This is a genomic window from Mesorhizobium qingshengii (assembly GCF_027563465.1).
GTDB classification, from domain to species: domain Bacteria; phylum Pseudomonadota; class Alphaproteobacteria; order Rhizobiales; family Rhizobiaceae; genus Mesorhizobium; species Mesorhizobium qingshengii_A.
Genome location: NZ_JAPFQA010000008.1, coordinates 183,154 through 209,165 on the forward strand (window position 1 = coordinate 183,154; position 26,012 = coordinate 209,165).

Annotated in this window: 22 protein-coding genes and 1 riboswitch; of the genes, 16 read left to right on the forward strand and 6 right to left on the reverse strand. The window is 59.8% G+C overall.

Annotated features, from left to right (window positions below; translation table 11 throughout):
* The first annotated feature begins 7 nt into the window (after window positions 1–7).
* From OOJ09_RS19480 to OOJ09_RS19500, 5 genes are all read left to right on the forward strand, one after another.
* Entirely contained in the window at window positions 8–943 is a 936-nt protein-coding gene (locus OOJ09_RS19480; protein ID WP_269906736.1) for a DUF4007 family protein, read from the forward strand.
* Window positions 940–4,281: a hypothetical protein gene (locus OOJ09_RS19485; protein ID WP_269906737.1), complete on the forward strand. Its 3,342-nt coding sequence runs from the start codon at window positions 940–942 to the stop codon at window positions 4,279–4,281. The genes OOJ09_RS19480 and OOJ09_RS19485 overlap by 4 nt, the downstream gene beginning before the upstream one ends.
* Window positions 4,278–5,126 (forward strand): phosphoadenosine phosphosulfate reductase family protein, encoded by an 849-nt coding sequence (locus tag OOJ09_RS19490; protein ID WP_269906738.1) that lies wholly within the window; start codon window positions 4,278–4,280, stop codon window positions 5,124–5,126. The genes OOJ09_RS19485 and OOJ09_RS19490 overlap by 4 nt, the downstream gene beginning before the upstream one ends.
* Window positions 5,127–5,315: 189 nt before the next feature.
* Window positions 5,316–7,682 (forward strand): sensor histidine kinase, encoded by a 2,367-nt coding sequence (locus OOJ09_RS19495; RefSeq protein ID WP_269906739.1) that lies wholly within the window; start codon window positions 5,316–5,318, stop codon window positions 7,680–7,682.
* Window positions 7,679–9,664: a hypothetical protein gene (locus tag OOJ09_RS19500; protein ID WP_269906740.1), complete on the forward strand. Its 1,986-nt coding sequence runs from the start codon at window positions 7,679–7,681 to the stop codon at window positions 9,662–9,664. Before OOJ09_RS19495 ends, OOJ09_RS19500 begins: the two co-directional genes overlap by 4 nt.
* 13 nt (window positions 9,665–9,677) lie before the next feature.
* Here the strand turns inward: OOJ09_RS19500 and OOJ09_RS19505 are convergent.
* The 4 genes from OOJ09_RS19505 to OOJ09_RS19520 form a co-directional block, all read right to left on the reverse strand.
* A protein-coding gene (locus OOJ09_RS19505; RefSeq protein ID WP_269906741.1) for an IS5 family transposase occupies window positions 9,678–10,441 on the reverse strand; the annotation gives its coding sequence in 2 pieces (ribosomal slippage) (window positions 9,678–10,103 and window positions 10,106–10,441; 762 coding nt in all).
* A gap of 382 nt (window positions 10,442–10,823) precedes the next feature.
* On the reverse strand, window positions 10,824–12,260 hold the full coding sequence (locus tag OOJ09_RS19510) for a hypothetical protein (protein ID WP_269906742.1): 1,437 nt from the start codon (window positions 12,258–12,260) through the stop codon (window positions 10,824–10,826).
* The gene (locus tag OOJ09_RS19515) at window positions 12,226–13,431 is read right to left on the reverse strand and encodes an MFS transporter (protein WP_269906743.1); all 1,206 of its coding nucleotides are present in this window, start codon (window positions 13,429–13,431) and stop codon (window positions 12,226–12,228) included. Before OOJ09_RS19515 ends, OOJ09_RS19510 begins: the two co-directional genes overlap by 35 nt.
* Before the next feature lie 107 nt (window positions 13,432–13,538).
* Complete coding sequence (locus OOJ09_RS19520) at window positions 13,539–14,426, reverse strand: helix-turn-helix transcriptional regulator (RefSeq protein ID WP_269906744.1); 888 nt, start codon at window positions 14,424–14,426, stop codon at window positions 13,539–13,541.
* Window positions 14,427–14,704: 278 nt separating this feature from the next.
* On the opposite strand from OOJ09_RS19520, the gene OOJ09_RS19525 reads away from it, so the two are divergent.
* Together OOJ09_RS19525 and OOJ09_RS19530 are read left to right on the forward strand one after the other, a co-directional pair.
* Complete coding sequence (locus OOJ09_RS19525; protein ID WP_269906745.1) at window positions 14,705–15,700, forward strand: class I SAM-dependent methyltransferase; 996 nt, start codon at window positions 14,705–14,707, stop codon at window positions 15,698–15,700.
* Between the two features lie 11 nt (window positions 15,701–15,711).
* Complete coding sequence (locus OOJ09_RS19530) at window positions 15,712–16,671, forward strand: LysR family transcriptional regulator (RefSeq protein ID WP_269906746.1); 960 nt, start codon at window positions 15,712–15,714, stop codon at window positions 16,669–16,671.
* 44 nt (window positions 16,672–16,715) lie between these two features.
* Here OOJ09_RS19530 and OOJ09_RS32055 read toward each other — a convergent pair whose 3' ends face one another.
* On the reverse strand, window positions 16,716–16,943 hold the full coding sequence (locus OOJ09_RS32055; protein WP_420107525.1) for a DUF2274 domain-containing protein: 228 nt from the start codon (window positions 16,941–16,943) through the stop codon (window positions 16,716–16,718).
* Between OOJ09_RS32055 and OOJ09_RS19540 the strand changes: the two genes are divergently transcribed.
* A complete protein-coding gene (locus OOJ09_RS19540) occupies window positions 16,919–17,362 on the forward strand; it encodes a hypothetical protein (RefSeq protein ID WP_269906798.1) in 444 nt (147 codons plus the stop codon). The two genes, OOJ09_RS32055 and OOJ09_RS19540, sit on opposite strands and share 25 nt — an antisense overlap.
* A 163-nt stretch (window positions 17,363–17,525) precedes the next feature.
* Window positions 17,526–17,726 carry a hypothetical protein gene (locus OOJ09_RS19545; protein WP_269906747.1) on the forward strand — a complete coding sequence of 67 codons (201 nt, stop codon included), beginning with the start codon at window positions 17,526–17,528 and terminating at the stop codon, window positions 17,724–17,726.
* 343 nt (window positions 17,727–18,069) lie between these two features.
* Here the strand turns inward: OOJ09_RS19545 and OOJ09_RS19550 are convergent, their stop codons facing one another.
* Window positions 18,070–18,642 (reverse strand): Chromate resistance protein ChrB, encoded by a 573-nt coding sequence (locus OOJ09_RS19550; RefSeq protein ID WP_269906748.1) that lies wholly within the window; start codon window positions 18,640–18,642, stop codon window positions 18,070–18,072.
* Window positions 18,643–18,818: 176 nt separating this feature from the next.
* On the opposite strand from OOJ09_RS19550, the gene OOJ09_RS19555 reads away from it, so the two are divergent.
* From OOJ09_RS19555 to OOJ09_RS19585, 7 genes are all read left to right on the forward strand, one after another.
* Window positions 18,819–19,568, forward strand: coding sequence for a COG4280 domain-containing protein (locus OOJ09_RS19555; RefSeq protein ID WP_269906749.1), 750 nt, complete (start codon window positions 18,819–18,821; stop codon window positions 19,566–19,568).
* Window positions 19,565–19,780 (forward strand): hypothetical protein, encoded by a 216-nt coding sequence (locus OOJ09_RS19560; RefSeq protein WP_269906750.1) that lies wholly within the window; start codon window positions 19,565–19,567, stop codon window positions 19,778–19,780. The genes OOJ09_RS19555 and OOJ09_RS19560 overlap by 4 nt, the downstream gene beginning before the upstream one ends.
* Window positions 19,781–19,815: 35 nt before the next feature.
* Window positions 19,816–21,039, forward strand: a complete 1,224-nt coding sequence (locus OOJ09_RS19565) for an MFS transporter (protein ID WP_269906751.1) — start codon at window positions 19,816–19,818, stop codon at window positions 21,037–21,039.
* Between the two features lie 38 nt (window positions 21,040–21,077).
* Window positions 21,078–21,139: riboswitch (Fluoride riboswitch) on the forward strand.
* Between the two features lie 117 nt (window positions 21,140–21,256).
* Window positions 21,257–22,417 carry a cation:proton antiporter gene (locus OOJ09_RS19570; RefSeq protein ID WP_269906752.1) on the forward strand — a complete coding sequence of 387 codons (1,161 nt, stop codon included), beginning with the start codon at window positions 21,257–21,259 and terminating at the stop codon, window positions 22,415–22,417.
* 1 nt (window position 22,418) lies between these two features.
* Window positions 22,419–22,838 (forward strand): universal stress protein, encoded by a 420-nt coding sequence (locus OOJ09_RS19575; protein ID WP_269906753.1) that lies wholly within the window; start codon window positions 22,419–22,421, stop codon window positions 22,836–22,838.
* Complete coding sequence (locus OOJ09_RS19580) at window positions 22,835–24,493, forward strand: MutS-related protein (protein ID WP_269906754.1); 1,659 nt, start codon at window positions 22,835–22,837, stop codon at window positions 24,491–24,493. The genes OOJ09_RS19575 and OOJ09_RS19580 overlap by 4 nt, the downstream gene beginning before the upstream one ends.
* Window positions 24,490–26,010 carry a MutS-related protein gene (locus OOJ09_RS19585; protein ID WP_269906755.1) on the forward strand — a complete coding sequence of 507 codons (1,521 nt, stop codon included), beginning with the start codon at window positions 24,490–24,492 and terminating at the stop codon, window positions 26,008–26,010. The genes OOJ09_RS19580 and OOJ09_RS19585 overlap by 4 nt, the downstream gene beginning before the upstream one ends.
* Window positions 26,011–26,012: the final 2 nt, after the last annotated feature.

Consider the following 26,012-nt stretch of genomic DNA (forward strand, 5'->3'; position numbering starts at 1 on the left):
CCCCTCCATGTTGAACGACCTTCATGATCCGGCGACCGCGATTCGCGTTTCGGGCCACGAGACCTTCCCGCTTCGGCTCCTTTGGCTGAAGAAGGCGTTCGACCATGCATCCGACCCGGATGGAGTCGATCGTAGAACATTTCAGGAACAAAACGCAATTGCCACTTTCGGTGTCGGCAAGAACATGGCGCTCTCGATGCGTCATTGGGCGTTGGCGACGAAGATTCTGAGAGACAGCCCCACCCATCTTCACGCCACTGATTTAGGGCGGTTGATCTTCACCGACGGCACCGGGCTCGACCCATACCTCGAGCATCCGTCCACTCTGTGGTTGATGCATGCACACCTCGTGAGTGAGCCGCGCGCCGCAACGACATTCTACTACGCGTTCAACCTGCTCAATCAGATTGCCTTTACCAGGGACGATCTCGTTAGGGCCATGGCAGCGATCATCGAAGCCCGTGCAACCGCAAGGGCAACCGCCGAGACCCTCAAGCGCGACGTTGAAGTGTTCGTACGCAGCTATGCGCCCCGTCACTCCGATGCAGGGGAAGACGCCGCAGAACCGTTGCTAGTTGAGCTCGGCCTGTTGCGGGAGCAGCGGTCGACAGGCCAACTCGAATTTGTCCGTGGGCAGAAGCCCTCACTGGACAACAGCATATTTGCGCTCGTGTTAAGGCAGTTCTGGGAGCGTCAGCACTCATTGTCCCCCACCCTCTCCGTAGAGCAGGTGCAGTATGACCCCGGGTCTCCCGGGCGCGTCTTCAAGCTTGACGAGGATAGCCTAGTGGCACGGCTGATGAGCATCGGGGACGCCACCGGCGGGAAAATGGTGTGGACCGATACGGCGGGACTCCGTCAGGTCGCTCTGGCTGGCCGTCTCGAGGAAATCGACGAGATCGATCTAGTCAAAGCCGGTTACCGTGGGCGGAGAGCGGCATGACCAAGCTTGCCGACATCGTCAAGGTCGAACGCCGGTTCGCGCTGTCCGCTCGGATCGACACCGATCTCAACGGAACACCGCCGCTCACCGGGTATGTGTTGCAGGCGAGCGTCCGCAAGTCGCTATTGGCCATGCTGGCGGGGATCGCCGATGGGTCGCAGTTCGCCTTCACCTGGACCGGCCCGTATGGCGGCGGCAAATCTTGTGCGGCGCTGCTTGTTGCCAATCTGGTCGCCGGCAACAAGAAACAGCGTGCTCTCGCCGAAGGGATCGTTGGGCAAGATTTGGCGGAGCAGTTTTCCTCGGCGTTTCCTGGCCGAGGACGCTCGTGGGATGTGGTTGCACTGACCGGTCGGCGCACGAGCCTGGCGGGCGCGTTGGCGGACACGGCCGCAGAGCAATTTGAGTGGACTCAGGCGGCGCGGGATGCAGCGCGCGACGAACGAGCTCTTATCGACCAATTAGAAGCGCGTGCTCGTCAAAAGGGCGGTTTGCTGATCGTTATCGACGAGCTCGGCAAGTTCCTCGAGCATGCGACGAGTTCTGCCGGCGACGTGCATATTTTGCAGGATCTCGCCGAGCGAGCAGCACGCTCTGACGGTAGGCTGGTGGTTGTCGGCATCCTGCATCAGTCTTTTGAGCAGTACGCCAACCGGCTGAGCCGGACTGGCCGGAACGAATGGGCAAAGGTTCAGGGCCGATACCAGAACGTGCCCTTCGTTGCGCAAGCCGATGAGGTCGCGGCGCTCATCGCTCGCGCCATTGGCAGCGACCAAGCTCCTGCCAGCGCCAAAGCGATCGCTAGACTGACGGCGGAGGCGATCTCGCACCGTCGACCGGTCGATGTTACGGTGCTGACGGAAATCCTCACCCAAACGTGGCCATTGCACCCGGTTTCGGCGCTCTTGTTGGGGCCGGTGTCACGCCAACGGTTCGCACAAAACGAACGAAGCGTTTTCGGCTTTCTATCATCATCTGAACCGAACGGATTTCAGGCGCACTTGGCTCGGACCGAGGTCGGCGGAAACGCTTGGTATGGGCCGGATAAGCTTTGGGACTACCTGGTCGCAAATTTCGGCAGCGCGCTTTCTGTTGGTCCTGAAAGCAATCGGATGACACTTGCTATGGAGGCCGTGGAGAAGGCTGCACTCTACGGCTCGCTGGCTGCCAAGCTCGCCAAGGCCGCAGCGGTCGTCGAGTTGTTCAGGAACGGGTCCGGACTCGCGGTTGCCGACGACATCCTCTCCCTTTGCGTACCAGAAGTGAAGAAGGCCGACGTCGCTGCGGCCATCGACGAGCTGGTCAACCGGGCTATCCTCATTCGGCAGCCGCGGCTTGGCGGATATGCCCTCTTCGCCGGCAGCGATTTCGACCTCGACGAGGCCATCTCCAAGGTCGCGCTGAAGCTCGACGCAGATGTCCTGGCTGATTTGCCTTCACGGCTTGGCGTGGGACCGATCGCAGCCAAGAGCCACTACTTCGCGACCGGTGCACTGCGCACATTCGATGTCGTCATTCAGTTTGCCGACGAGAGCCCACAAAGTCCCGCTGCGTGGGCTAAAAGGACCGCCGCGTCATTGGCCAAGACGAAGCGACGGTCGGCGGGTCTTCTCATTATGCTGCTGCCCGATGCGCGAAGCTTTGAAGCGCCGGTCAAGGTCGCCGCCAAACAGCTCAGCGTCGAATTGGAAAATCTGGGCGTCTTGGCTGGCGTTGCCGCCAGCGAGCAGGTCTATCTGCTAAGGGATCATGCGAGCGACCTCTATGCCTTGGACCGCATCGAAGAGACGCATCCGCAGCTCGAGGGTGATCGGATCGCCCGCCGAGAGTTGTCGGCACGCAAATCGTTGATCGCCGAAATTGTTCGCAGCGACTTGCTGAAGGCCTTCTCTTTGGCTCGCTGGTGGGCATTCGGTGACAGGGCAAAGGATGCAGCCGGCAAGAAACTCGATGGCGGGGAACTGACCGTCTTGGCGTCGGCGCTTGCAACGGCCGCTTTCAGCAGCGCACCCGTCATCCAATCGGAGTTGCTCTATCGGGACAAGCCCTCGACTGCCGCCATGGCAGGCCTGAGGACCTTGATGCATGCCATGGTTTCGAAGTCGGATGTGGCAGACCTTGGGATTGAGAACTTCCCTGTCGAGCGTGGGCTCTATCTGACGATTGTTCAGCCGTTGGGGCTGCATCGGCAGGACGAAAAGGGCGTGTGGCGCTTCGCCGATCCTGCCGGTGACGGGGCGGGCAAGACACTCAAGCCTGCCTGGACGGTGTTGGGTGAGAAGCTGGTCAATCTGGCCGAACTCTTCGACACCTGGGCCGCGCGGCCATATGGCATCAAGCGCGGGGTCATGCCTGTGCTGGTATTGTCCTATCTGCTGGCGCATAGAAACGCGGTCGCGGTTTATGTCGACGGCGCTTTCCAGCCCGCCATCGACGATATCATCGCCGACCGCATTCTGCAGGATCCGGCAGCCATCGAGTTTCGCCGAATTTCGCGCTCCAAGCGGGATGACGCGTTCGTCCAGCAGCTCGCCGCACTTCTTTCGACCGAGGCAAATCCCGTTGAAGCGAAGGCGCTGCCAGTCGCATCGGCGCTCTATCAGCGCTTTCATGCTCTTCCGCTGTGGGCGCAGCGCACTCAGACGCTGGCCGAAAATGTTCGTAAGGTTAGGGACATCGTGTTGAAAGCCAGTGACCCTGAAGCGCTGCTGTTTTCAGACCTCGCGTCCGCGCTTGAGGGAGAACCCGATCCCGGGGTCAGCGTGGTCGCCGCACTGAACAAGGCAGAGTCCGCCTATCCGAAAATGCTGGAGGAACTCCGCAAGGATCTCGCCGAGCATCTTGGGGTCGACACGAAGACATTTGAGGGCATTGGGCCGCGCTCCTCTACGGCGTCGGGGGTGTCAGCAGAGTTGCGCGTCGACGCCTTCATCATGCGCGCCGGCGCTTTCGAGGGAAACAGCGGCGACATCGAAGGATTGGCGAGCCTGCTCGTTCACAAGCCGCCGCGGAACTGGTCCGACCGCGAGCAAGAGCAGGCCATGTTCGAAATGGCTAAGCTCTGCCTGCGCTTTCGCGAGGCAGAGACATTCGCCGCGGTTCGCGGCCGCTCCCCAACCTCCCAAGCCATTTCGGTCATGGTAGGGTTGGACCCCAAGGAGAAGCCACTCTTCCATGCCTTCCAGGTGTCGAAACAGGAGCTTGCTACTGCAGACAAAGCGGCAGACGACTTGATGGCGCAGCTTCGGCTAAAGGGCATGAGGCCGGCCGTAGAGCTTGCCGCTCTCGCGCGCATCGTAGAACGCCTTTCCGAAGGCAAGGGATTGGAGCCAGCATGACGATTGCGGTGCGTGAGCGTCATATCCTTGGGATATCAGGGGGGCGCGATAGCGCGGCCCTTGCCGTCCATATGCGGCAGACCCGGCCAGAGGTCGATCTCGAATACTTCTTCACCGACACCGGCAAGGAGCTGGAAGAGGTGTATTCGTTCCTCGACAAGCTTGAGGGGTTCCTGGGAAAACCGATCACCCGGCTTAATCCGGACCGGGATTTCGACTTCTGGCTTAAGGAATACAATCACTTCCTGCCCTCCCCCAAAACTCGGTGGTGCACGCGGCAGCTCAAGCTCCGTCCGCTCGAGCAGTGGCTGCGTGAAGACCTCGATGCCGGGGTTGTCGTACATTCCTACGTGGCCATCCGGGCTGATGAACCCAGTCGCGAGGGCTATCAGGCGACCCATGGCAACATGCAGGTGCACTTCCCTCTGAGAGAGGACGGCATCAGTAGGGCCGGTGTGATCGAAACGCTCGAGAGCGCCGGCCTAGGCGAACCCGAGTACTATCGCTGGCGGACTCGTTCGGGCTGCACATTCTGTTTCTTCCAGCAAAAAATCGAGTGGGTGCGATTGATGCGCGAGCACCCCGACGCGTTCGACGAGGCCAAGGGATATGAGAAGACCGCCCGCGATCACGGCTCACCCTTCACCTGGAGCCAGGGAGAGGGCCTAGATGAGCTCAGCGCCCCGGCGCGGGTCGACGAGATCGAGCGGGAGTTCGAGCAGCGCCGCGCGCGACTATTGGCGCGGCGCCGCGTGAACCCGCTCGCCGGCAATGTGGTGCCTACGATCGATGACGTCTACGGAATTGACGAGACCGCGGCAGGATGTGTGATCTGCCACAAGTGACAGGATGAGGTGTCGCGTAACCGCCCGGGCAACCCTTGCATTGCCACTGCCAAAAGAGCTGTAGACGGCAAAGTCACCGGCATTGGGCCGGAAGTCAGAGGGAGGTTCTTGACACCTTCGCTTGATGCTAAGCTGCTGGGGACTTAGAGCAGTCAGTTCTGCCTGGATATTGCCGACCGAGGGGGCCACTTGTTCAAAATATCTGCCCGCACAGTCTTGGAGCTGGGCGCCGAGCTAATTAGCTCGGATATCATTGCCTTCTACGAACTCATCAAGAATGCCATCGACGCCCATTCTCGGAAAGGGGTGGAGCTGGCATTCAATGTCCCGCTTCGGCGCAACTCCTATCTTAAGATCCGTGCTCGTGCTCTTGAGGCGAGCAGCGCCGAGGCGCTCAGTGACCTTCGCAGCGATCTCGAGAGTCGCCTCGACCCTACCGCCACCAACGCTCGCGCATCATTCGCGCCAGCTCTGGCGAGCAAGTCCATCGAAGACTTCATTGCCAACCTTGATGACGGTTACGCCGAAGCCAACACCATAACCGTCTCCGATACAGGGGACGGTATGTCGATGGACGAACTGAAACGCTACTACCTGACTATCGGAACCCCTTCGCGCAAACACGAGGTCGACAGCTCGATAGCCACCGGCCGGGCGACGACGCCCTATTTGGGTGAGAAGGGCATCGGGCGTCTTTCCGCCATGCGGCTGGGTGAGCGCCTAAGAGTTGAGACTGCGAAGTCCGACGATCGCACTGTCAACGTTCTAGACATCAACTGGAAGGCGTTCGCTGATCTTGATGCCATGATCGAGGACGTGAAGTTCGAACCCCGTACTGGCGGCTCTAAGCCGGATGGGGCTTGGAGCGGCACACGTCTAACCATTGGTGACCTTCGGGAGGACTGGACCGAGGCGCGCCTACTGCAATTCGCTCGGTACGACTTCGCGCGACTTACTGATCCCTTCCTTGACCCAAAAAAGCGACCCCGCATTGTCCTTTCTTGGAATGGAACGCGTATCCCTATCGACTTTATGGACAAGACGCTTCTGGAAGCCGCCCACGCCTCGTTTACGGGCCGATATGAGGTCAAGGAGGGGAAGCCCGAGCTGTTTATCCGAATGGACGCGGTCAACCTCGGCTACTCCCATCCGCGGGAGTCGGACGTCTTGACACTCACGGAGCCCGATCTTGAGGGTCTCCTCACCGGAACTTCGGGAGAAATTCCATCGACTGCGCTTGTCTCCGTTGGGCCCTTCTACTTCGAAGGTTACTGGTACAATCGCCGCCACTTCACCGCAATCGACGGCATCGGTACTCGCAATGACGTTCGCGACCTGCAGAAAACTTGGAGTGGAATTCTGCTCTTTCGCGATGGCTTCCGCGTTTTTCCCTATGGCGATGAGGAGGATGACTGGCTCGGGCTAGACAGGCGCGCGCTCGGCCGCACCGGATATGTCCTGAACAAAAACCAGTTTGTCGGACACGTTCAGATCACGCGGGCAGGCAACCCCCACCTGCTCGATCAAACCAATCGCGAAGGTCTCCGGGTCAACCCAGAACAAGCTGCCTTCGTTCAAGTCCTGGGCCATGTCATCAAGGACCTACTCTGGGGCTTCTTCAAGGACGTAGACAGGCGACACAAGCTCACCCCAGTTGAGCTCGGCGACATGAAATCGCAAATCAACGAGCTGAAATCGCGCGCTTCTGCCGCGGTTGCCCGAGTTCGGAGGCTGGTTCCCAAGGACGAACAAGATGTCGTCGATGACCTTCAGCATGCACTCGTCGAGTTCCAAGATCTCACAGCACGAGCTCAGAAACGCATCGAAGAAGTCGAAGCGGATGGCAAGCAAATGATTCAAATGGCCGGCGTGGGCCTGATGGTCGAGGTCGTGGCTCATGAGCTCGCGCGCGCAACCGAGGGCGCACTCCAAGCTCTGGAGGCCCTAAAAGGCCGAGACCTGCCATCCGAGCTCAAGGCGCGCCTCGACACCTTGCGCTCCGAAATGAAAAGTGTGTCCAAGCGGCTTCGCGTACTTGATCAGCTCAGCGTTTCCGGTCGCCAGCGCTCCGAAACATTCGATCTCGCAGAGCTCTTCGACGACATTCAAGAGGGCCACGCGGCGCAATTTGCGCGCCATGGCGTGTTGCTCAAGATCAACAAGCCCAAAAATCCCATTCGCGTGCGACTTGTAAAAGGCATGGTGATTCAGATCATTGAGAACCTGCTTTCCAACTCTCTCTATTGGATTCAGATGCGGCAAAACCGGGAGCCGCGGCTCGTTCCCACCATAACCGTCACCATCGAAAGCAACCCGCCCACTATCACGTTCGAGGACAATGGCAGCGGCATCGCGCACGATCACATCGAAAAGATCTTCCGACCTTTTTGGTCGCTGAAGGAAAAGTCGAAGCGGCGCGGTCTCGGGCTCTATATTGCGAAAGAGAACGCCGAACATCTCGGCGGCACCTTGTCGATATCAGACAAGCAGGATTCACAGACACGTCGGCATAACGAGTTTGTTCTTGAGCTACCGGAAGCGGCGTTCGTCCCATGACACTTAATGCGCTTCTTAAGGACAAGGGCATCCAGACCGCGGTCATCATCGATGACGCCTATGACGAGGTGCCTAAGGCAAGCGACATCGATGCGGACGCATGGTCGACCTTCTTTGCTGATGCCGGTGCGTACGAAGACGTCTTGGTGGAGCTCTTCCCAGATTACGAGAACATCGACGGGTCCCAGCTGATCCATAGTGATGCTTTCGTGACGGCGGTATGGAAGGGGAAGGAGGGGCTGGCGGCGCTCGCGAGCGAACTCTTCACGGATTACGAAAACAACAAGAAGGCCGACACCAAATTTCTCGCTGACCTCGAAGTCGCGCTGGGTACTTTTGGAATTACCCCGATCCGCATGGGACGGACCGTTGTCGAGGCCGCCAAGACTGCCGATCTCATCTTCGCCGATCTCTTCCTTGGAAACCTCCAGGAGCCTGATGACATTGCGCAGTCAATCACGCTGGTGAAGGAGCTGATGGTTGCACGCCAAGCCTCGCCGCCGCCCGTGGTGCTCATGTCACGCAGCCATTTACTAAATGACAAGCGAGCCGACTTCCGGGACCAAGCGAAGCTCCTTGGGGCCCTGTTTAGGTTTTACCGTAAGGACGATTTGCTTAAGGCGGACAATCTTCCACGTACGCTTGAGCGCTTAGCGACGCACCTTGTTGATGCGGTAAAGATCGCAACTTTCCTATCGAATTACGAAGGGAGCCTCAAAGAGGCGGCGGCTCGTTTCTTCAAGACCGTAAGACGGCTCGATCTCTCCGACTATGGTGAGATCAGTCAGTTGCTCTTGAACTTCGAAGGGCAGCCGCTGGGCAGCTACCTTGTCGACGTGTTTGATAGCGCCCTCCAGTTTGAGATCGAGGCTGATGGCCCGACCATCGAGGCGGCCCGCGCACTCGAGGAGGTCGACCTTAGTCTCTATCCCGCTCCCCATATTGCCGGAACCAGTGACCTCCAGCATCTCGTTCACCAGACCGTCTGGCAGCATCGCGCGCGTCTTGGCGTGGCCACCAACAAACTCGAACCCTCAATTGCTTTCGGCGATGTTTTCCTGCGCCGCGACTATCCCGCAAACAGCCAGGAGAAAGACCTTCGCGACGCATTCATCGTGATGACGCCGGCATGCGATCTCGTGCGCGAAGAGGGTACGAAACGAATTCTGCTGCTTGCCGGCGACGTCAGCCCGTTGACACACACGTCGTGGGACTACGGCAATTCCCTGACGACGCCTCTGGGCCGCTTAGAGGACGGCAGCGCCATTCGACTGGAATGGGATGCTAAAGACTTGCGATCCGAGAATCGCGCTGCAATTGGAAAACTGCTTGCGGCTGACGGACCTTATTTCCTGTTTCAGCGAATGCGGGAAAACTACGCGCTCGACCTGCAACAATCGCTGTTAACGCGCCTTGGTCGGGTGGGATTACCCGCCAAAATGCCGGCGACGTTTCCTGTGACGGTCACCGTCTCGTATTTCGACGACACAAAGACCCTGCAGACTCTCAACCTGCCGACGCTCGCTCAAGATGGAGCCGTCTGCTACCTCGGACGTGACGAGGATAATGCCGAGAATGCCCGCCTCGTCATGACTGAAGCCGCTATCGATGAACTGATGGCCGCGGTTGCGGCAATTCCTGACGACAAGGTCATTCCGAAGGGAAAGGACCCGCTCAAAGCTCTCAAAACAACCGACACTTTAGCCCGGCTTCTGCAAAGGGGCCTGCCACTCGGCAAGCTGGCTGGCGGATATGGCGAGATCCGCTCCCACGAGAAACCCGCGGACGGCACAAAACCTCCGCTTTTGGGTTTTATCACCAGAAACCCAGAGGCAAAGCAAAATAACCAGAACGGCGGAGTACTCATAACGGTGGAACACGATTCGATATTCATCGCCGCCAACGTCTCCGCGCAAATAGCGGAGACCGCCGTCTTCGAGGAAGCCGTCGCGGCCCAGTCTGGTGGTGAGGTAGCGGGCTAGGCGGTGTGGACATTTACCTGAGCCATAGGACGATTGCTGCGAGAGTGACAACGGCGCGGTAGTTGCGGGCGGTTTTCTCGAAGCGCGTTGCAACTCGGCGGAACTGCTTGAGCTTTGAGAAGCAGCATTCGACGAGATGACGCTGAGCATAGAGGTGCTTGTCGAGCGGATATTTGATCGAGCGCGATGGGTTGTTGGGTATGACAGCGATCGCATCTTTGGCGGCGATAGCTTGGCGTAGATAGTCGGCGTCATAGGCGGTGTCGGCCATGACCACCTTGGCGGGCAGTCCTTCGATCAAGGCGGCGGCTTGCGGCGCATCGCCCTTTTGACCTGCGGTAAGGGTGAACCGCACAGGGCAGCCCAAGCCGCGTACGGCCATGTGTATCTTGGTGCTCAGGCCGCCGCGGGAGCGACCAAGGGCTTGATCTTCAGACCCCCTTTTTTGGCGCCGGCCGCATGTTGATGGGCCCGCACGATGGTGGAATCGATGATGAGATATTCGAAGTCCGGATCATCCGACATCGACTCGAAGATGCGCCACCAGACACCCTTGCTGCTCCATCGACTGAAGCGACGGAAGACGCTGTTCCAATCGCCGAATACATCGGGAAGATCGCGCCAGGGGGAACCTGTTCGCACAATCCACAGCACCGCCTCGACGAACATCCGGTTATCGCGGCCCGTCGATCCCTTCTGATCAGGGCGCCCGATGATAAGCGGCGCCATCCGCTCCCACGCCGCGTCACTCAATACCAACCGATCCATCACACCCAAGGCTGCCTCCAAAAAGCAGTCTTGAATCACGCTGCGATCAAAAAGGGAATCCTAAGAGTCCACACCGCCTAGTGGGTTCCATCGAGGGCCAGGCGGTGTCGCTCTCCCGTGGCTAAGCTGCGGCCTTAGTTGAGCAAAGCGGAAGTCGAGCTGGCGGTCCCCTGCTCATGTAGAGTTGGCGTGACGTGAAAGGTCGAGGTAGTTCGTCGCGTCCTCGTCGTAATTCTTGATGAACTCGTGTAGACGTGCCGAGTTTCCGCCTTGATAGCCCCAGTGGTGCGTAAGCAAGGCGGCGAACCAGTCGACTATGGCCAGTGAGGCGCGAAGCAGCCATTCGCAACCAGGCGTACACTTCCCAGTTGCTGGAAGCGCATAAAACATTTCAGGAAAAAGCCCATTCCGCATCGGCCGGCGTGACCAACCCCTGCCGCAGCCGGCTGTGAAGTTCATTCCATGACGGGTCAGTCACGAAGCCTTTCATGCTTCCACATGCCTCGGCGAAGGAAATGTCGCCCAAACGGTCGATAAGATCACTCATCCCGCCGTTCATGCCATTTAGGAACAGTTCGAGCGGATCATCATCACACTCAATTGCCCGATGTCCCCAAGCGCCCGGTACGTCGTCGGTTGCGAGAGCCTGCCGAAGATCTCCATCCACGCCTGCGGCCTCGAGCGCCCGGCAGACGACATAGCGCATCAGGGGGTAGTAGATCGGCTGATAGCTGCCTCCAAGCGCGCGCACGCCGGGCAGGATCGACAAAACCAGAAACATCAGCAGGAGATTCGGGACAAGGCTACGGTTTGCCAGCCGCTCGAGGATGTCGGGGGCTGTGAAGCACGCCACCTTCATACCGGTCGCAGGATCGATGAGTTCGCCGGCGATCAGACGCAGCGGACGGCGTTTGCCATTTTCATAGAACCAGAAGAAATCAGTACCCCGAGCGAGCCAGCCACTCCAGGGGCCAGACGCGAGCCCGTCGAGGCCGGCAAGGATGTTGGAAGCGAACTTCGGGTCTTCCAGCAGTCTCATGCGTAGCCAGGAATTTTCGTCCGACAGATGGTCCGCCACCAGGTCGGCAACATCCTCGTCGTCGATCTGCAGGAAGGCAAAGCGGCCTCCGAACATTTTTGGCCAAAGGATGAGATTGGCTGCCTTGATGGCATGCGAGGGCCGCTCGAATTGCGTCTTCGGCAGAAAGCTACGAAGCAGCGTGAGCGCGTCTCCCTCAGTGTTTGGCTCCGTCGGCAACAACTCGAACCTATAGGGTCCCTGCCCGGCTAACAGGCTGTATCCGATCATCCGGCTTCGGCTGAGGCCGAAGACGTTGACCGGCTTCCCGTCAACGGTGAGCCAGCCTGGTCCCTTGCGTGGCTTTTCGACGAGATTCACCGTCGAAACGGCATAGGAAACGTAGGTCGAACAGCCATGCGCGGCGAGGCCGAGAAGGCTGAAGACGTGTGTGTAAAAGGCTTCCGGCTCCATGAGGAGAAACAAATGAGGCCCTGTCTGCATCACACGGCGCCTTTCGAAATCCCTGCAGATTTCCGAGGCGGTGTCGGCAGACAACCCGTTTCGTGTCGCAGCCTTCCTGATGATGGCGAGTAGTTTGGTGAAGGCTCGGAGTCGGATTTCTGGCATGGAACCCGAAGCCGGAGCTGTAAACAGGCGAAACGCATAATCGCGTATCGGCCGGGAATGATATGGTCTCATCCAGGGGTAGAGTGCCGTCAACGACCCCAGGACTGCCTGTTTCGCATCGGCACCTGCTGCTAGCTCTTCCACCTCACGATTCACCTTTTTCTTGTGGCTGACCGGCACCGACGCTCAAACACAAAATACTGATGAGGAGCACCACTCCGAAGCTGAAGAAGATCGTCGAAGGAAATGCTCGATCTCCTACAGCGGCGCCGATGCCGAAGACGAGTAACCCGAGCGCCACGGCCACACTGTGCATAATGCCTTTGGCCCGGCCCAACAGATAAATGGACACATACGACTGCAATGTGACTTCAACGCTGACGCGTCCAAGATTGTATAGAAATCCGAGCGCGGCAAAAAGGATCACTGGCCAGGGCGTGCGCAGATATGCCAGCGCCATGAGTACCAGCGCCGTTAAGCCCAGAAGCATGAGATGCCGCGCATGGGTACTCATCGCTCTTTCAATTCGGAACAGAGAGACAGTGCCGATCAGCGAGCCCGCCGACCATGCAGCCTCGAGGTAGCCGAAATCCACGGCAGTACCCTTCTGCTCCTGGAAGACGAAGCTCGATCCCATGACGCTGACAAGCACCGCGCTTGTATAGAGAAGCGCGTAGACGACGATGAGACGACGCAGGCTCGGATCGATTAGTGCTGCAGAGATCTTGGCGATGCGGAGATCGCGCGAAACCGGTTCCAGCCGCATCAAGGCAAGACAGCCCGCTGAAAATAGGAAGAAGGCAGCAAGAACGGTGAATGGCAAGGCTGGGGAGCGCTGATGCAGCAAAGGCCCTGCAAGCAGAGCTGCGCCCAGGTTACCGACCTGCATGACGAAGAAGACGGTGGAATTCGAAGCTACAAGATCGCGGCCGTCAGCTATCACGGGGATCATTGATTGAGAGCTCGTAAGCGCGACACGGTCGCAAAACGAAAACAGGGCTGCTGAAAGGCAGATAATCAGAACCACGTCCATGTAGAGGAGCGCGCAAGCGGTCGCCAGCAAAACGACGAAGCGGCCGAGGTCTGCCGCAACGTTCAAGCGTCGCCTGTCAAATCGATCCGCCGCCAGGCCGGCCAAAGGGCTGGCGATGAATTCGACAATGCTTGCGATCGCAAGGAACGTCGCCACGCCGGCGGTTCCGTACCCTCGCTCGACGAGAATCCAGGCGGAGGCGATGTAGTAGCCGTTTCGGGCGACAGCCGCCGATAGCGTGCTGGCCAGGAATCCGAAGCGGGGATTGGACGGGTCGGCCCGTCCCTTGGCATGATGAATGCGAACCAGGTTTGACATGAGCGGCGTATCCGGGCTGACCGCCGATGGATACCTTCTTCCGCCGAGCCTGCTTTACTGTGATGTTGGGGTTTTCCGATACTTGCTGAGAACCGACAAGCGGCGGCCTAGATTCTACACTTGCGACGAAATTCCGTGGGGGCCGAGGCGAAGGCTCGCTTAAAGGCGGTCGTGAAATGGCTCGAGCTGCCGAAGCCACATTCCATCGCGATTTCTGTCGCCGACAAATTGGTCGATCGCAGCATATCCGCGGAGTGCTCCAATCTGCGCTGCGCAATGAATGCGTGCGGTGTCATGCCTGTCGACTGCTTGAAGGCCCTCCAGAAATGGAACCGGCTAACCCCAACCTCTTTTGCCAAATCAGCGAGCGTAGGTCTGCCGCCCGACAAGGCCTCGATCATTCCCACCGCGCGCTTGAGATCGAACGATGACAAACCGCCTTTTGCCGGTTCCTGATGGACGCCGTTCAACCTGAACATTTGCCCGAGCAATTGCGTGGCCTGGCACTCCACCATCGTTGCGCTGATGGGGTCAGGCTGCTTGAGCTCCAAGACAATCCTCTGCAACGCCAACTCTACAGTGGTGTCCCGGAATCCGATCGAAGGCGGCAGCACTGCCGCGCGATTGCGAGCCATTCCCGCAAACACGTCGTCGGCGAACCCCTTTTCAATCGAGACCAGCAGGTAGGAAGCGGTCGCGTCCCCCTCGTCCCACCCATTCCAATCACTGCCGGCGGGCATGAAGATTATCGAACCGGCCCGGCGCGGCAAAAAGGCAATCCGGCGCCCGTCCACAACGTCTTCTCCGCGGCACGCCGTGCCCTTCAGGTTCATCAAGAACACATGGTTTGGCTGGAGGATTCTTGTCTCCTGGCGCTCAAGCCCGGTTCTTTTGACTACGTCCGCCCGCACGCTCCCCCAATTCTCATACTTGTGGGCAAGCGATTGGTGGCGTGAACGGCGGTTCTCGGTCGGGTCGAGGGCAAGAGTATTCACGTATCCACAGTCTCCTTACTGGCGAGTGGCCAGTCGTTGCGTGATGTGGCGAACCATGGGTTGCTGAACAACACGCAAATAACTCTGGATTGGTAGAAGATGTGACTTTAGCGAAAAAATGGCAAGCGAGTGAAAGCCGCCTGTATCCGGCAGGTCTACCAGTTGGCTCAGCCAATACTTGAGCCCGGTGAAATATTAGACCACTCTTATCTTAGTGGAATTTCGCCCATCGACGTATCGGCATCTCACCAATGGAACGGTGCTGGAGGCATACTGCGATGCGTGGACTCGACGACTTTCTGGCTGAGTGCGACCATGGCCCACGGATCAACGGACTAGCCGGCTTTTTCGCGGCGACCGCGGCCGGAAAGAGCGGGATGCCAATCCGCAAGCCAGTCGCCGACGCCCGCCTTCTGCCGAGCGATGAACTGCTGCGCGGCCTGGTCAGCCTGCATGCGGCACGACAAGGTTTTTTCGACCAGCACTACCACGGCAGCATTCCCTACAGACTGGAGGAAGAGTGCCGGATGGCCTATGCAGTGCTGAAATATGCCCGCCAACGTGGCGCTCCGCTTTCGCTATACAGCCTTGGAACTGCGGAAGGCACGATGGCGAGAACGTTGTCGGAACTGTCCGAGGGACAGATACGCACGCTGTCGTGCAGCCCGAACGCGGAGAATTACACAAGCTTCATGGCCTATGGCGAACCGCCGCACGCCGACTTCTTCATTGGTCCCTTCCATAAGTTGACCAAGGACGTCCTGAGCTCGGATCCGCGACTGGCAAATTTCGCCCACGGCTTCGATATTATTCTGGAAGATACGACCTTTCAGATGTACTCGCCAAACAGAGCAAGCCAGATCGAGTTCGTGACCCAGCACCTCAAGCAGGACGGAATCTTCGTCTTCGTCGAGAAGTTCCGGGCTGTCGAGGAGCCGGACTACAGGCGTCGCGAATACCAGAAGGATTTCGGCTTCAAGGCGCGCTATTTTCCCCCAGACGAAATCGAGAAGAAGCAAACCCTCGTTCTGGATACGATGTTCGGCAGTGAGGTCACTTTGGCGCAGATGGCTGACGCGATACGCGCGCATTTCAGCTACTGCTCCCTGACGTGGAACAGCGGAAATTTCTGCAGCCTGGCTGCGAGCAACAGCGAGGAAAACCTGAACCGGTACCTTTCCCAGATGGCTACGCCAGCCATTCCGCACGAGTACGTCTACGAAACCAGCTTGTATCCGACCCTGCCGGTGAGCCGCGCCGCCGCGCAGGAATAGGCGCTTAAGCCTTGGGACAGGTCAACAACACGCTCCGCCGTTTGGACCATGTCTTCGCAGCTGTCGACCATGGCAGCCTCAGGCAGGCTGCCAGAGCTCTCAGAGTGAGGGAATCCTGTGTCAGCCGCAACATCGTTGCCCTCGAGCAATTGCTGGACATGCAGTTGTTTGACCGCGACGTCCGTGGCGTTCGGCTGACCGAGGCGGGCCGGGCCTGGGTCGACCTTGTCCGCGCTCATTATGAAGGCTTGCGCGATGCCCTGGCCGGAAGTAGTCGCGGTCACCAGGATGCGAGAACGGTCAGGATAGGGTTATGCGCCCAGATGGGGCGCACGTTCGTAGCACGTCTCATCGATCGTTTTGGCCGTTTGCATCCGGACGTGTGCGTCGCGATCGAAGACGTTCCAGTCGAACAGTGCCTGGCGGCTATACGCCGCCGGCGCCTCGATATCGTCTTCACGCATGGGCTTGAGAACGCCGCCCTGTGCCGTAGCGAGATATTTGCGCACGAGCGCTTGTTCGTTCTCCTGCCCTGTCACCATCCGCTTGCTGAAAGGCCTGCGGTCACATGGGCAGATCTCGCAGATACGTGCCTGCTGGTTTCAGTCGCATCGCCGCAGGATCCGGGTTTGCTGCAGCATATCGCCGCGAATGGTGGCCCCACTGTCCAGATATGTCGCGCCAGCGAAGCAACGGTCATCCTCAAGGTGCAACTCGGGCAAGGCGTGACTCTCGCGGGCGAAGGCTTTGCCAGGACAGTTGCCATCGACGCCACGGTGTGGAAACCGATCCGTGGCCAGAGCAGCATCAGTTCGATCAAGGCAGTATGGCTGGAATCGAATCCAAAGCGCGCGCTTTTGCGGCTGGTTGGGACCGCAAGAAACATGGTGACAGGAGCGCGACCCGGGCCTGCCCCCGTCAATGCGGGAAGCACGGAACGGCGTGGTGCGATTTCTGAAGTCACGCCATGACTGGGCGGCGCGACTGAACCGCGTTCGCCTTAGTGGTCCGGCCTCTAACCACCCTCCGAACGCTTTGCACTGGCAAAACCCCGATCCGTCGCAATGAACCTCTCCAGCATCGCAACGATGAGGCGCGGCGCATCGGCAGGCCGTTGAGGGATATTCCGGCGGCAGTCCGTCGGGCATCCGCCGTGAGGTCGAGCAGGAACGTGCGCTCGGTCAACTCGACGACGTTGTTGAGCGCTATGAGCAGGCCGTGAGGCATGACCTTGCTCCCGCAGGCCCGGCGGCAGCGCGGCTGAAGACGGAGTTCGCAAGAATCCGGTACGAGCTGGGCGATCTGCCGGGCCGGATCGTCGATCCGCAACGGCTGCGCGCCATGCCGGCCCGTCTCGGACGCACGCTGCATACCGGGATGCTCGCAGACTGCTTCTTCGACCCCGAGACGGCGCTGTGCCTCGACCACGGCAAGGACGATCTCGACCACACGGCGCCGGCGCTGTCGCAGTGTCGCCCCGATCGCTGCCCCAATGCCTGCATCACGCGCTCCCATCTGCCGCTGTGGCAAGCATCCATCGCCGACGCGGAACGGCTGCTCGCTGACCGCCGGCTCTCACGCCTCCAGCGCATCGCGCTTGAGCGGGACATCGAACGCATGCGCCGCCTGATCCCACCCCTGCTGGAAGGACCTGACGCATGAAGCCGATCGGCAAGAATGCCACCCAAGCCATCGAAGAGGCGCTCGCTCGCCTTGCGGCGAACCCGGGAAGCGGTAGGCTCACCGCGGCGCGTCTTGCCGCAGAGGCTGGAGTGTCTCGCGCCACCCTTTATCGCGCGCCTGAGCTCTTGCGCCGGCTCCGCGCTTGGACGTTGCCGATGTCGCAGAGCCTCGAACGGCTGCAGATCGCATTCGTGAGCTCGAGGCCCTGGTCTTAGCGCTGAAGGGTCGTGAATCCGACGAGCTGCGCGAACTCAGGGCGGCGAACCGGCATATGGCTCAGCACATCCAGGTGCTCAGTCTGCTCGTGCAAGACCAACAGCGCAGGCTGGTGGTCAAAATCTAACGCTAGGTACCCTAAACTAACCGCCGCAAAGGCTGGGGTCTTGTACCTTGGCATCGGCCACCGGATCGAGCCGGTTGCGCCGGAAGCTGCCATTCTCCGCCTGATCGACCTATGACCGGGTTCGGCCATTCCGGCCGTTCTTCGTGAATTGAATCGTTCTGGGATGCGAGCTAACTGAGGGCTGTCCACTGCCGGCAACTCTTAGCTGCCTCTGCCAAGGCGACCTTTCACAATGTTAGGCAGCGGGACAAGCTACTACCCGGCATCCAGCCATAGGCGAATAGGCATACCCCTATCTCATGCCGCTCTCCGCGGTCATCTGCCCAGATCCGGCCCGTCTAATTCATGCACCATCGGACTTCCGGGCAACGCCGCCAACGTTTTCCTCCTGAGCGGCGAACACGTTGTGCGCGTAGGCATCCAGAATCCCTTCGCATCTGACCAGCCAGTCGCGGGCCTCGTTGGCGCGAGGGGCAGTGTAAAAATCGTTCTTCTCGATCTTGGCGAACCAGGTCTTGAATTTCGCGAACTCCTGTTCGTTTTCCTCCAGCTCGGCATACGTGAAATGCCGCACACGGGTTTCCTCGGCGATCTCCTGCTCGTAGGCTTCGCACTTGCTGATCAGTTCGCCGTATTCCTCGTCCCGGTCGGAATTGAAGCGCCGGATGATCTTTTCCTCCTGCCTGGGATCAAGTCCCGCCGCAGTGAACAATACGGCCTCGCCCTCCATCTCCGCGATTTCGTTCTCCAGCATCTTGAGGCGGCGCAGATGGTCGTCGGATTTCGGCAGCAGGCACACGCCCCCTTGCATGTACACGGCCCCCATCCCTTTGAGCTTGCGCCACACCGAGATGCGCTTGCGCGCTGGTTCAGGCGGCATCTTGTACGTCAGCAACAGCCACTCAAGTGCTTTCATGGATCATCTTGCCTGTTACCGCCGTAACATATATCGTCACGCCATCGTTGCAACGCACCTGCGGCTTTCGAACTGTACGATGATACCCATGGCAGGATTGACCATGGATTGCCAGCCCGACCACCACGACCCGGTCGGCACGCATTGAAAGCCATTCGGGCGTAGGGGGATAGAAGATGGGCTCCTGGGCAACTGCCGCGCCTGCCGTCACTGCGGCTTTTCTGGCCTCTCTGGTGGAGGCAGTCGAAGCCCTTACCATCGTGCTGGCGGTGGCCACTGTGCGCGGCTGGCGCCCGGCCCTGATCGGAACCGGGGCCGGGTTGACATTGCTGGCGCTGCTGGTGCTGGCGCTCGGGCCGCTGCTCAACCGGGTGCCCCTGCGCGCGCTGCAGTTAGTCATCGGCGTCCTACTGCTGCTGTTCGGCCTGCGCTGGCTGCGAAAGGCCATACTGCGGGCTGCCGGGATCATCCCTCTACACGACGAGGCCAAAGCGTTCGAGAAGGAAGAGGAAAATCTTCGTCAGGCCGAAGGCCGCAAGGAAACGCATCTCGATTGGTTGGCCGGCGTCACTTCCTTCAAGGCCGTTATGCTGGAGGGGCTTGAGGTCGTGTTCATCGTCATCGCGGTTGGGGCCGGCCGAGGATTGCTTGTTCCCGCCGCCATCGGCGCTCTCGCGGCCTGCCTGCTGGTGCTGCTGATCGGCATCCTGGTACATCGGCCGCTGGCCCGCGTGCCCGAGAACACGCTCAAGTTCGGCGTCGGCGTTATGCTTTCGGCCTTCGGTGTGTTCTGGACCGGTGAAGGATTAGGGGTCGATTGGCCGGGTCAGGATCTGGCGATCCTGGCCTTTGCCGTGATCTTCCTGGTAGCGGGCTTTGCGACCGCCAAACTGGCGGCGCGTCGCTCCTTGGAGGTTTCGTCATGAACGTCGTCTCGCTCATTCTGCGCGAACTGGCCGGCATGTTTGTCGACGACGAATTCTTGGCACTGGCCGTGTTGGCCGTCGTAGCCGTTGCTGCAGGGCTTGCGAGCTGGCTGGCGGCGCCACCGCTCCTTGTCGGCGGGGTTCTGCTCGTCGGTTGCGTCACGGTGGTCGTGTTCAGCGTGCTCAACTCGAGTGGAAATCACCGGACATGAACCCTCCTTCGACCAGCAAGCGGAAGGCCGACCGAATGTCGGCAAAGCCCCAAGGTTGGCTCAACCGGACGGTCCTCGGCGCTGGCCTCACGAGCGCGCTCGGCGATTTCTGCTACGAGACGACAACCGTCATCTTGCCAGGCTTCCTCGCGGTGCTTGGAGTGCCAGCGGCAGCTCTCGGCATCATCGAGGGGATCGCCGACGCGATCATGAGCTTCACAAAAATGGCGGCCGGGTACGTCGCCGACAGGTTCGGCCATCGCAAGGTGCTGGTTATGATCGGCTACGGGCTGACGCCTGTCGGCCAGGTGCTCATCGCTCTTGCATTGGGCTGGCCGCTGGTCCTCGTCGGGCGGATCGTCTCCTGGTTCGGAAAAGGCCTGCGAGGCCCGTTGCGGGATGCGATCGTGGTGCAGTCGATCACGCCGGAAACGCGGGGCAGGGCCTTTGGCTTTCACCGCGCGATGGATACGACCGGCGCGGTGGCAGGACCGCTGCTCGGCGTCGCGCTGCTCGGCTGGGCACAAGGATTGACCTGGGAGAATGCGGCCGGACCTTTTCGCATGGTATTCTGGATGACCCTCATCCCCGGGGCACTCGCGGTCCTGGCGTTCCTGACGCTGGTCAAGGACCCCGAGCAATCGGCTAACCCTGAACTGAAATTCTTCTCGACCCTGCGTGGCCTCCCGGCCCGCTTCAGGGATTATCTCGCGGCCGTCGGCATTTTCGGGGTCGGTGATTTCTCGCATACCCTGCTCGTACTGGCTGCAACGCAGTTGCTGACACCGAAGATGGGCGTCGTCCACGCCGCGCAGGTCGCAGGTCTGCTCTACGTTTGGCGCAATGTCGTCCAGGTCGCCACGTCCTATCCGGTCGGGGTGCTGGCGGACAGGTACGGCCAGCGCGCTGTCCTGGTCGCCGGCTACGCTCTAGGTGTGCTCACCGCCGCGCTCACAGCGCTCGCCTTCGCATTTGCTGCCGAGAGCCTTGCCGTCCTTGCAGCGATTTTCTTCGTCGCCGGTCTCTATGTCGCCATTCAGGAAGCGCTGGAGCCGACCGTTACCGCCGAGATGGTCGACCAGGCCACCCTCTCGACGAGCTACGGTGCCCTCGGCACTGTCAACGGTGCGTCAAAATTCGTTTCCAGCGCAGCAGTCGGACTGCTGTGGACCGTGATCTCGCCTGTGTTCAGCTTCGGCCTTGCCGCCGTCCTGATGGCCGCCGGCACCTTGTGGCTGGCCAATGTGCGAGATCACTGAGGACCGGCCTTGCCGATTCTCCACAACCTCCTTATGTTGAATTGCAAGGGGATGGAGTCCCCCAAAACCGCCCGCGAGGGCTGATGACTCCTGCCGCGTGGAGACGCGCGGTGGGAGCCGGACGAGTGCCCGACCGACCCGCCGCGATGCGGGTTTTTTGTTGCCCGAATTCCACGTACCCGAGGGTGCCGGCCCGTCCGGCCGGAAGGAGCGTGCGATGGAAAACGTCTGGCTGGTTTCGGCGGTCTGGTTGGGGCTGGCCCTGCTTGCGTCGATCATCTCCATCCGGGTGGCGATATCGGTCGCCCTGATCGAGATCATCGTCGGCGCTGTCGCAGGCAACACCATCGGCCTTCACCTGACCGAGTGGGTAAACTTCCTCGCCGGCTTCGGCGCAATCCTGCTCACCTTCCTCGCGGGCACCGAAATCGACAGTCGTGTCGTCCGCAAGCATTTCTGGTCGAGCATGACGATCGGCGTCGTTGGTTTTATCGCGCCCTATCTGGGAGTTCTGCTTTACGCACACCACGTCATCGGCTGGCCGTGGCCGCAGGCGCAGATCGCCGGCATATCGCTCTCGACGACTTCGGTCGCGGTGGTCTACGCGGTGATGGTGGAGACGGGCTTCAACAAGTCCGAGATGGGCAAGATCATCCTTGCCGCCTGCTTCATCAACGATCTCGGCACGGTGCTCGCGCTTGGCATCGTCTTCGCGCATTTCGACTATTGGCTGGCGCTGTTCGGGGCTGTCACTGCTGCCGCGCTCTGGATGCTGCCGCGCTTCGCACCGTGGTTCTTCACCAAGGTTGGTCACCGGGTCAGCGAACCGGAAACAAAATTCATCTCGCTGGTGCTGCTCGGCCTCGGCGGACTTGCCTCGATCGCTGGCAGCGAGGCGGTGCTGCCGGCCTACCTAGTCGGCATGGCGTTGGCCCCCGCTTTCCTTGCCGATCCAGAATTGCCCCACCGCATGCGCATCATCGCCTTCACCATCCTGACCCCCTTCTACTTCCTGAAAGCCGGGTCGCTCGTTGACTTCCACGCCGTCGTTTCCGCAGCCGGACTGATCGCGGTCTTTCTCGCCATTAAGATGGCAACCAAGTTCGTCGGTATCCTGCCGCTCACCAAGGTGTTCCGGTTCGAGGCGCGCGAAGGCATGTACACGACGCTTCTGATGTCGACCGGACTGACCTTCGGCACGATCTCGGCCCTTTTCGGCCTCACCAACCACATCATAGACCAGCACCAGTACACGATCCTGGTGACGGCCGTGATAGGCAGCGCCCTGGTGCCGACGCTGATTGCCCAGCGCTGGTTCCAGCCCGTGTTCAAGCCGATCGGCAGGGACCCGGCACTGTCCTCGGAAGAGGAGGCCTGACATGTACAAGAAGATCTTGATCGCCAATGACGGCTCCGAGGGAGGCGCAAGGGCGCTGTCTGTCGCTATCAAGCTGGCGCATCGGCTCAAGGCAAGGCTGGACATGATCTGCGTCGAGGAAATGCCGATCGCCCCGGCAACCATCGACGAGATAGTCGAAGAACAGCTCGAGGAAAATCACCGCTACGAAAGGGTGATCGGACAAGCCCGGTCCCAGGCAACGGCCGCCCGCGTGAAGATCGAGACTCACGTCGTCTCCGGTCATGCGGTGTCGAGCATCGTCGAATTCATCGAGCGCGGCGGATACGACCTGCTGGTCGTTGGCTTCATGGGCCACTCCGCCCTTTACAACCGATTGATCGGGGGCACCACCGATCGTCTGGTCGAACTAGCACCCTGCCACGTGCTGGTGGTGAAATGAACGACGGCCGTCAAATCTCGGGGCAGTCCGCTTCGGTCGATGAGCGGGAAGCGAAGCGAAACGGCGCATCGCCCGGCCGCCCGATCCCTGCAAAGGATACCGAGGCGCGTCCGCCGCATCCGAAGCTCGGACCCAAGGTTTTCCAAAGCATACTGGGTGAAGCGCCTGAGGAAATTCCCGAAACGCCAGCCTGCTTCGGGGACCTCAATCTCGACCAGATCATCGCGGCCGTCACGGCTGGCCGGGAAGAGTACGAATCGCGGCCGTTCTTTCACGCGTCCCTGCACACCGTCGACGCGGTCCACTATCGCCACGAGGTGTTTCGCGATCTCGAAAGCGAGACGGTCTTTGAATGCGTCGCGGAGTTCACGCGCAAGATGCGACAGATGCGCGAGCAGATCACAAAATCCGGCAAGCTTTACTACAAATACCAGAAGGAAAGATTGCTTCTGGACGCAGTCTCGACCTACTGCGAGGCCGTAGCCTGCGTGGCGAGAGATCTGGGCACCGCCGATCTGCGCTCGCGCGGCTTTGTCGCGTTTCGCGAATTCCTGGCCGGCTACATAGACTCTGCCTCCTTCACCTCGCTTCGGGACGAAGCCAAAGCCCTTTATGACGGTCTTTCGACCGTAAAGTATTGCATGAACATCAAAGGTACTCGCATCAGGGTCCGCAAACCGGAATCCGAGATCGATTACAGCGCCGAGGTGGAAAGAACCTTCGAGAAATTCAAACGCGGGGCGGTGAAAAGCTATCTGGTCGAATTCCGTGACTCGCTGGACATGAACCATATCGAGGCGGCGGTGCTGTACCTAGTCGCGAAACTGTACCCGAACGTGTTTATCGCGCTTAGCGATTTCTGTGCTCGCAATGCAGCCTATCTTGATCCGAAAGTCTCCGCTTTCGACCGCGAGGTTCAGTTTTACGTCGGCTATCTCCAATACATCGAACGCTTCAAGCAGGCCGGGCTCAGTTTCTGCTATCCACGGCTCTCGATCACCGACAAAGCGATCCGCAGCGTCGACGGCTTCGATCTGGCGCTTGCCGGAAAACTGATCGCGGAGAACACTTCGATCGTCTGCAACGACTTCCACCTTCAGAACCCCGAATGCATTTTCGTGGTGACAGGGCCGAACCAGGGGGGAAAAACCACCTTTGCCCGGACCTTCGGGCAGCTGCATTTCCTGGCGAGCGTCGGATGTCCGGTTCCCGGCAGGGAAGCCAGTTTGTTCCTGTTCGACAAGCTGTTCACGCATTTCGAGAAAGAGGAGGACATCCACACGCAACACGGCAAGCTTGAGGAGGACCTGATCAGGATTCACGACAGTCTCGGACGGGCAACCCCGAACAGCATCGTGATCATGAACGAGATATTCACCTCGACCACGCTGCACGATGCCCTTTTCCTGGGCAAGAAGGTGGTGGGAAGCATTGCCGCTCTCGACGCGCTGTGCGTCTGCGTGACATTCGTCGATGAGTTGGCATCCCTTAATGAGAAAACTGTCAGCCTGGTGAGCACGGTCGGCACGGCCAATTCGACAGAGCGCACGTACAAGATCGTCAGAAAGCCGGCGGATGGTCGGGCCTACGCCATGGCGATCGCAAGGCGACATCGCCTTGCCTACGACGACTTGAAGGAAAGGCTGCGGACATGAAGCCGCTTCTCATGCACAGGGATCGTGATTTTGATCTGCAGGGTGCCTTGCCGTGGAACGAGCAGGATCTGACGCAGGACCTCGAACTCGGCACGCTGTTCGAGACCATGGCGCACGGCGATGCATTTCTGAAGGACATGGCAAGACGGGGCATCCTGGCATCCGCGACTGATCCGTCGTCCATCGTCTACCGCCAGGACGTTCTGAAGGACTGCCTGGACAAACCGGCCGTCGTCCATGCCATCTATGAGATCGCGGTCGATGCCATAGAGGGCGAAAGGAAGAACCACTGGGGACTCGTCATGGGATATCCCGACTCAGTCCTGCGCCGGTCGGTCGATGTGATGGGCCTGTTCATCGTGTCCCTGAAGAAACTTCGCGCCTTCGGCGAAAGCCATGCCGGCAACTTCAGCTCAGCGGGGTTCAGGACGTTTTTTGCCATGCTGGCAAGCGAACTCGGCGATGACTATTTCGCCGAGGTGCAGGAGCATCTGAAAGAGCTGAAATTCTGGAACGGGGTCCTGGTCAGCGCGGAGCTGGGAGCGGGCAACAAGGGTGTAAACTACGTCCTGCGCAAGCCGCTCGACATCGACCGCGGGTGGATAAGGCGTATTTTCGCGAGGAAAGTTCCCAGCTACAGCTACCAACTTGCTTCTCGCGATGAAAATGGCGCCAGGGCGCTTTCGGAGTTGCGGGACCGAGGCCTCAACCTCGCAGCCAACGCGCTCGCGCAATCCAACGATCACATTCTCAGTTTCTTCAGGCAGTTGCGGGCCGAACTTGCGTTCTATCTGGGCTGCCTCAACCTGAACAAGCGGCTTTCCGAGCTCGACGAGCCGGTCTGCTTCCCGGAGCCGGTCGCCCAGACGGAACATCGCCACATTGTCGCCGGCCTGTACGACATCTGCCTTGCCCTGACCAAAGGGCAGCGGGTGGTCGGCAATGATCTGGATGCGAACGGGAAGGACATGGTCGTCATCACCGGCGCCAACCAGGGCGGCAAGTCGACATTTCTCCGCGGCGTCGGTCTTGCCCAATTGATGATGCAATGTGGCATGTTCGCGCCGGCGCAATCCCTTCGCGCCAGCGTCTGCGACAGCGTCATCACGCACTACAGGCGCGAGGAAGATGCCACGATGAAGAGCGGCAAGCTGGACGAGGAACTCACCAGAATGAGCGATATCGTGGATCATGCGACGTGCGGCTCGATGGTCTTGTTCAACGAGTCGTTTGCCGCCACCAACGAAAGAGAGGGGTCGCAGATTGCAACTCAAATCGTGAACGCGCTGACCGAGGCGGGGATCAAAGTCTTCTTCGTCACGCATCTGTATGAATTTGCGCACGATCTTCACAATACGGAACGGCCCGACGTGAAATTCCTGCGCGCCGAAAGGCAGGCCGATGGAACGCGAACTTTCAGATTAAACGAAGGCGAGCCGTTGCAGACAAGCTACGGCGAAGATTTGTATCATAGGATATTCGAGACTCCTTCTACGGGCCACGAACTCCGCCAGTAGAA